Raw genomic sequence first — 6,486 nt, 5'->3', positions numbered from 1 at the left:
CTAGGGCCTCCTGATCGCGGGGCATGGCATGAAACGGCCCCGGTTAAAACGTGCGCCGCGATGTATAAGGCCGCAGGGGAAAAATCAAGGGCAGGAAAGCCGCTTTGACCGTGCATTTTTTCGTCTTGTCGCAACAGCTTCCCCACTCGCTCCGGGAACCCCGTCCCACCCGCCGGCGTTCACGTCCTGAACGACGTATTCGTTAACCGCATTCCAAGCCGAAAGGACAGAATCATGAGCCTGATGAAATCTCTCGCAAAGGTCGCCGCCGGGGTCATGCTGGCGAAAGGCGTCGGTGCCGTCATGAGAAGCCGCCAGCAAGGCGCCCGGGGCGGGTCGTCCACGAACCGCTCGGGCGGCGGGCTGTTGGGCGATCTGCTTGGCAACAATGTCGAGGGCCAGCGCGGCGGCAGCATCACCGACCAGCTGGGGCAGGTCCTGAGCGGCCGCGGCGCGGGCGGGGCGCGGTCGCCCGGCAGCCAGGGCGGCCTTGGCGGAATGCTCGACGGCCTGACCGGCCGCGCCGGAAGCGGCGGCGGCGGGCTTGGTGGCATGCTGGGCCAGTTGACCGGCGGCGGACGCGCGTCAGGCGGTTCGGGCGGACTTGGTGACATGCTCGGCGGATTGCTGGGCGGTGCGGCGGCGGGCGGCGCCGCCGGCGCGGCCACGGGCGGACTGGCGCGCAAGGATTCGCAGCCCAGCAACGACGCGAGCTTCGGCGAGCTCTTCAACGATTCGCTGGCGCGCGGTGACGAGCCCGAAACCGCTCCCACCCCCGAACAGAACGCCACCGCCGGGCTGATGCTGAAGGCGATGATCCAGGCCGCCAAATCCGACGGCCGCATCGACGAGTCCGAGAAAGAGCGCCTGCTTGGTCACCTGGGCGACGAGTTGGATGACGAGGAGCGCCAGTTCATCCGCGAACAGATGGCCGCCCCGGTCGATGCCGCGGCACTGGCGCATGAGGTTCCCGAGGGGCTGGAAGCGCAGGTCTACCTGATGTCCCTTCTGGCCATCGACCTGGATAACGAGGAAGAGGCCCGCTACCTGCACGCGCTGGCCGAGGCGACGGGTCTGCCGCGCGAGACGGTCAACCAGATCCATGACGAGGTCGGCACCACGCGGCTTTACAGCTGATCCCGAAGAACCGGGCCGCTCACGCAGATAGCAAAAGCGTGAACGGCCCCTGCCCCGATTGATTGCCGCGTAACCCTCTGACAAGATGAAATTACGTATCTTCCGGAAAAGGTTGCCGGAGGCCATTGAAGCGACCCAGCATATAGCGAGGAACTCTTATGCGCCTGATTTCCCTGACAGCGATGACCGCAATTGCCGCATTTCCCCTGCTCGCCCAGGCCGATGCCGCCGAGGACGCGATCGAGGCGCGTCACGGTTTCATGAAGATGCTGGCGATCAACATGGGCACGCTTGCCGGCATGGCAAAGGGCGAAATCGAATATGACGAGGCGGCCGCCTCGACCGCGGGCGCCAATCTCGAAGCCCTCAGCAAATATACGGTTCCCGCCCTGTTCCTGGACGGCACGGCCAATGGCGAGATCGACGATTCCGACGCCTTGCCCGCCATCTGGGAAAAGCCCGAGGATTTCGGCCAGAAATTCGCCGATCTCGGTGAAGCGGCAGCCGGTGCGGGCGACGCCGTCATGGGCGGACAGGAGAATATCGGCCCGGTCGTCCAGAAGCTGGGCGGAGCCTGCAAGGCCTGTCACGATGATTACCGCAAGAAAGACTGATGGTTGAGGATCAGGCCCGCCGCGCCAGGATCTGGGATCCGGCCTTGCGGGCGTTCCACTGGCTGCTCGCGGTGCTGGTGATCGCCAACTGGCTGTTGGGCAAGTTCGGTCCCGACATCATGACGCTGCATTTCTGGCTGGGCTACACGATCGCGGCGCTGCTGCTGTTCCGGCTGGTCTGGGGCCTTGTCGGCCCCGAAAGCGCCCGCTTCTCCAGCCTTCTGCACCGGCCCCGCGCCGTGACCGGCTATCTTCGCGACATGGGCAAGCGCCAGCCCAGCCATTGGCCCGGCCACAACCCGCTTGGCGCATTGGCCGTCATCGCCATGCTGCTGGCGCTGATCTGGCAGGTCGGAACCGGGCTGATCTCGGATCCCGAGGATTTCGTGAATGTCGGTCCGCTGGCAAGCACGGTCGGCAGCGATATCGCAACAAAGGCCGATGCCTGGCACGCGCTTGGCGCCGATATCATCCTGATCCTGGTCCTGCTGCATATCGCGGCGATCCTGTTCTACCGGGTCTGGAAGAACGAGGACCTGATCCGGCCGATGCTGACAGGCTGGAAATGGGTGCGCCGGCGATAGGCGGGGCGACAGGCGACAGGCAGGGCGCAGACCCGGCCCTGACGAGAAAGGCCGCCCTCGGGCGGCCTTTTCCTCATGATCCGGTCGAGCGGACGATCAGGCGGCTTCGGCCTCTTCGGCTTCGGCGGCCATGCGGCGCTCGCTTTCCTCGCGGGACAGCGCAACCGAGGTGCGGACCCCCTTGGAGACGAATTCCATCAAGCCCTTGACCACGCGTTCATTCGGGTCGATCCCGGCGCAGCTCAGCACCTCGCGGCCATCGCGCGAACGGGCCCAACGGGCAATCTGCTCTGGCCCGTTGCCATATTTCTTGTCATCTGCAATCGCATCATCAAGCGCAGCCAGCACGACAGCCGCAAACAGCTTGCGGGCACGTTGGCCTTGTTCGAAATTGAAAGCGGAGCCATCAACAAAGTCGCGCATAACATCTTTCCGTTTCTATGGCCTTCTGCCATGACCATTTATACAGGCCAAGCGCAGGCCTTTCTTATCAATTCCGTTTCTCCGACGGTGACGTTGACTTAGACGTTATGCCGTCGATTCGATATTCCCCTTAGCACATATCTGCCATGCATATCATGCAACTCGTGGAAAATTGTGACATTCCCGCTGCATTCGGCGGGATCCGGCCCTTGAGCGAAGGGGGGAAATCGCCTTGACATCCGTGCGGTTCCGAACTTGTTGCCTAGAGGCGTCGGTCCCGATATAGGGGCGGCACAACGCCGTTCAATGCCTGGACGGAAATTCCCGCAACAGTCCCAAGAGTGCCTCCATGCCAAAGATCAACGGCAATGAAATTCGACCCGGCAATGTGCTGGAGCATGACGGGGGCCTCTGGGCCGCCGTCAAGGTCAACCATGTCAAGCCCGGCAAGGGCGGCGCCTTCGCCCAGGTCGAGATGAAGAACCTGCGCGACAATCGCAAACTGAACGAGCGTTTCCGCAGCGAAGACAAGGTCGAGCGTGTCCGGCTGGACCAGAAAGACCAGCAATTCCTGTATGAAAGCGATGGCAAGCTGGTCTTCATGGATAGCGAGACCTTTGAGCAGACCGAGCTTGACGCCGACCTGCTGGGCGAGCGCCGCCCCTTCCTGCAAGACGGCATGACCGCCACGATCGAGTATTACGGCGAAGAGGCTCTGTCGGTCTCGCTGCCCCAGAAGGTCACCTGCAAGGTCGTCGAGACCGAGCCGGTGGTGAAGGGCCAGACCGCCGCCAACAGCTACAAGCCCGCCGTTCTGGACAATGGCGTGCGTGTCATGGTGCCGCCCTTCATCGGGCAGGACGAGGATATCATCGTCAATATCGAGTTGTTCGAATACAGCGAACGCGCCTGATACAGGCCGTTCGGCAGTGTCAGACCAGACGAGGCGCAACACCTGCGGGTGTTGCGCCTTTTTGTCGCATGCAGCAGGGTCGGGCCCGTTGCAGTCAGGCGATGACCAGCGGGGCCACCTGAAACCCGGCCGGGCTAGTAGAGGGTCTGCCGGTACCTGTCCTCGACGGCAGATTGCTCGGTGGACTCCACTGCCACCTTTCCATGGTCCCTGATCATTTCGTTCAGGGACGGAACCGGGCGCGCGTCGGGCCATGTCTCGGGTTTCCACAAGCCCGCGCGCATCGGCGCCTTGCCGCAATGCGTGAAGATTTCTTCCGCCGTGATCCTCAGGACCGTTTTCGGACTGCGCCCGTTCACCTGGAACCGGTCGCAAAGCGCCTGGTCAGCGCAGATTTCGGCAGAGCCGTTGACCCGCAGGGTCTCGCCCACGGTCGGGATCATGAACAGAAGCGCCACCTTGGGATGCATCAGGATATTCATCAGCCCATCGATGCGATTGTTCCCCGGACGATCCGGCAAAAGCAGGGTCGTATCCGTTTCGACCGCGACGAACCCGGCAGGATCTCCCTTGGGCGACACATCCAGATTGGTTCCATCCGAACTCGCAAGCACGAGGAAGGTCGAATGCTCGATGAACTGGCGGCAATGCCGGTCGAATTTCCGGATCACCTTCACGGCGGCGCGTGGCGAGGGATCCCCGTAGATTTCGCGAAGCTGCTCCGGAGTCATCAGGTCTGCTCCCTTTGTGCCGTCTCCGGCAGGTTTTCCAACATCCGGGAAGCCAGCATCACTGCCCCGGCTGCAAAGCGCAAGGGGCAATGACAACCGGGCGAGGACTTGGGTGGACAATCACTCGGGAATGACCCGCACCGCTCCCTTGGCCGCGCTGGTCGCCATCGCGGCATAGGCGCGCAGGGCCGTGGTAACCTTGCGCTTGCGAGGCTCGGCGGGCTTCCAGCCCTCGGCCTCGCGCAGCTCGCGGCGGCGGGCCAGTTCGGCATCGTCCACGGCCAGTTCTATGGTCCGGTTTGGGATATCGATGCGGATCAGGTCGCCCTGCTCGACCAGCCCGATCGTGCCCCCCTCGGCTGCCTCGGGCGAGACATGACCGATGGACAGGCCCGAGGAGCCGCCCGAGAAACGGCCATCGGTGACCAGCGCGCAGGCTTTGCCCAGCCCCTTGGATTTCAGGTAGCTGGTCGGATAGAGCATCTCCTGCATGCCGGGGCCTCCGCGCGGTCCCTCATAGCGGATCAGCACGACCTCGCCCGCCTTGACCTTGCCGGTCAGGATACCGGACACGGCGGAATCCTGGCTTTCGAAGACATGGGCGGAACCCTCGAATTTCAGGATCGATTCATCGACGCCCGCTGTTTTGACGATGCAGCCATCCTCGGCAAGATTGCCGTAAAGCACCGCAAGCCCGCCATCCTTCGAGAATGCGTGCTCGGCATCGCGGATCACCCCGGCCTCGCGATCCAGATCCACAGCGTCATAACGGCGGTCCTGCGAGAAGGCAGTCTGCGTCGGGACCCCCCCCGGCGCGGCGCGGTAGAAATCATGGACCGTGGCGGAATCGGTGCGGGCGACATCCCACCGGTCCAGCGCCTGAGCCAATGTGCCGGCATGGACATTGCCGACCGAGGTATCGAGCAGCCCCGCCCGGTCCAGCTCGCCCAGGATCGCCATGATCCCCCCGGCGCGGTGGACATCTTCCATATGCACGTCGGATTTCGCGGGCGCGACCTTGCACAGCACCGGCACCTTGCGCGACAGCTTGTCGATATGGCCCATGCTGAAATCCACCTCGCCCTCATGCGCGGCGGCCAGCAGGTGCAGAACGGTATTGGTCGAGCCGCCCATGGCGATATCCAGCGTCATGGCATTGCTGAAGGCGTTGAAATTGGCGATCGAGCGCGGCAGCACGCTGGCATCCTCGCCCTCGTAATAGCGGCGGGCGAGATCGACGATCAGGTGCCCCGCCTCGACAAACAGGCGCTTGCGGTCGGCATGGGTCGCCAGGGTCGAGCCGTTGCCGGGCAGCGACAGGCCAAGCGCCTCGGTCAGGCAGTTCATCGAATTGGCCGTGAACATGCCCGAGCAGGAGCCGCAGGTCGGGCAGGCCGAACGTTCGATGGCTTGCACATCGGCCTCTGACACATTGTCATCGGCGGCGGCGACCATGGCATCGACGAGATCCAGCGCCTTGACCTTGCCGTCTTCCAGCACGACCTTGCCGGCCTCCATCGGGCCGCCCGAGACGAAGACCACCGGGATGTTCAGGCGCATCGCGGCATTCAGCATGCCCGGCGTGATCTTGTCGCAATTCGAGATGCAGACCATCGCGTCGGCGCAATGCGCGTTGACCATGTATTCGACGGAATCGGCGATGATCTCGCGCGAGGGCAGCGAATAGAGCATCCCGTCATGGCCCATCGCGATCCCGTCATCGACGGCGATGGTGTTGAATTCCTTGGCGATGCCGCCCGCAGCTTCGACCTCGCGCGCGACGAGCTGGCCGAGATCCTTGAGATGCACATGGCCGGGCACGAATTGCGTGAAACTGTTCACGATAGCGATGATCGGCTTGCCGAAATCGCTGTCCTTCACCCCGGTCGCACGCCACAGGCCCCGGGCGCCTGCCATGTTGCGGCCGTGGGTGGTGGTGCGGGAACGATAGGCGGGCATGGCGGATCTCCTTTGCTGGCGACTTTCCTTATCACCCCTTGCAGCGGAAGGAAATTACCTGAAGCGAGGGATTCAAGGGTGCATTCTGTCGTCAGATGACGGGATTGTGTTCCAGAAGGTTCAGG

General features: G+C 63.4%; 7 protein-coding genes. 4 read left to right on the top strand and 3 right to left on the bottom strand.

Translation table 11 applies throughout. The features are described 5' to 3' along the window. The first annotated feature begins 234 nt into the window (after positions 1–234). The 3 genes from A7A09_RS03165 (at position 235) to A7A09_RS03155 (ending at position 2,335) form a co-directional block, all read left to right on the top strand. Positions 235–1,137, top strand: coding sequence for a DUF533 domain-containing protein (locus tag A7A09_RS03165; protein ID WP_106689994.1), 903 nt, complete (start codon positions 235–237; stop codon positions 1,135–1,137). A 158-nt stretch (positions 1,138–1,295) separates the two neighbouring features. After that, positions 1,296–1,751 (top strand): c-type cytochrome, encoded by a 456-nt coding sequence (locus tag A7A09_RS03160; protein WP_106689993.1) that lies wholly within the window; start codon positions 1,296–1,298, stop codon positions 1,749–1,751. Further along, positions 1,751–2,335, top strand: a complete 585-nt coding sequence (locus A7A09_RS03155) for a cytochrome b/b6 domain-containing protein (protein WP_106689992.1) — start codon at positions 1,751–1,753, stop codon at positions 2,333–2,335. The genes A7A09_RS03160 and A7A09_RS03155 overlap by 1 nt, the downstream gene beginning before the upstream one ends. 96 nt (positions 2,336–2,431) lie before the next feature. Here the strand turns inward: A7A09_RS03155 and A7A09_RS03150 are convergent, their stop codons facing one another. Beyond that, positions 2,432–2,758, bottom strand: coding sequence for a DUF6280 family protein (locus A7A09_RS03150; RefSeq protein WP_042251710.1), 327 nt, complete (start codon positions 2,756–2,758; stop codon positions 2,432–2,434). 349 nt (positions 2,759–3,107) lie between these two features. Between A7A09_RS03150 and efp the strand changes: the two genes are divergently transcribed. Beyond that, on the top strand, positions 3,108–3,671 hold the full coding sequence (gene efp, locus A7A09_RS03145) for an elongation factor P (protein ID WP_106689991.1): 564 nt from the start codon (positions 3,108–3,110) through the stop codon (positions 3,669–3,671). Between the two features lie 134 nt (positions 3,672–3,805). Here the strand turns inward: efp and A7A09_RS03140 are convergent, their stop codons facing one another. Continuing rightward, positions 3,806–4,402, bottom strand: coding sequence for a pyridoxamine 5'-phosphate oxidase family protein (locus A7A09_RS03140; protein WP_106689990.1), 597 nt, complete (start codon positions 4,400–4,402; stop codon positions 3,806–3,808). 120 nt (positions 4,403–4,522) lie between these two features. Next, the gene (gene ilvD / locus A7A09_RS03135; protein WP_106689989.1) at positions 4,523–6,361 is read right to left on the bottom strand and encodes a dihydroxy-acid dehydratase; all 1,839 of its coding nucleotides are present in this window, start codon (positions 6,359–6,361) and stop codon (positions 4,523–4,525) included. Positions 6,362–6,486 lie beyond the last annotated feature (125 nt).

Source organism: Paracoccus methylarcula (genome assembly GCF_003007735.2).
Classification (GTDB): Bacteria; Pseudomonadota; Alphaproteobacteria; order Rhodobacterales; family Rhodobacteraceae; genus Paracoccus; species Paracoccus methylarcula.
Note: the sequence above shows the minus strand (reverse complement) of the source record. Positions and strands in the feature narration are given on the sequence as shown.